The organism is Pseudonocardia sp. N23, from assembly GCF_002583555.1.
Lineage (GTDB): Bacteria > Actinomycetota > Actinomycetes > Mycobacteriales > Pseudonocardiaceae > Pseudonocardia.
Genome location: NZ_BEGX01000050.1, coordinates 1 through 510 on the forward strand (window position 1 = coordinate 1; position 510 = coordinate 510).

General features: G+C 71.4%; 1 pseudogene. It reads right to left on the reverse strand.

The annotated features are described in order from the left end of the window. Positions 1 to 173: 173 nt before the first annotated feature. A pseudogene (locus TOK_RS13185) lies at positions 174 to 510 on the reverse strand (hypothetical protein); the annotation flags it as partial.

Genomic DNA, 510 nt, shown 5'->3' on the forward strand with positions numbered 1-510 from the left:
CGGTCCCGCGGCCAGCGCGGCGGCGACGGCCAGGGCGCCGACGGTGGTGGTGACAGGCATAGGGGTCACTGCTCCTTGGTCACGAAACGATCGGTGTGGTCGGGTCGACGACTGGTTCTCGGTCGACAGGCGAGCCGCGCCCGGTACATGGCGTGGCCGTCAAACGGGAGGGCTCATCGCTGCCCGTTTCCGCAGGTCGCCGCGCTGGGCTCGACCCCGCCCGAGCCCGAGCCCGTGCTGGTGTCGGTTCCGGTGGGGGTGGTCTGGGTGCCGCCGCTCCAGTCGGACAGGACGCGGAGCTTGGCCCAGGGGATGTGGTCGAGGGCGACGAAGTCCCCGGACAGCCCGGCCTGGGAGTAGGCGTTGGAGTCGGGGGCGTACTCGGCGATGAACGCCATCCGGGCGCCGCCGTTGTCCCCGACGTAGGCGCCGTAGGTCTGCAGGGCCTTGGCGATGGCTTTCTCGCCGCTGCTGATCCCGGGGATGGTGTCGACGTCGATGCTCGGGTCG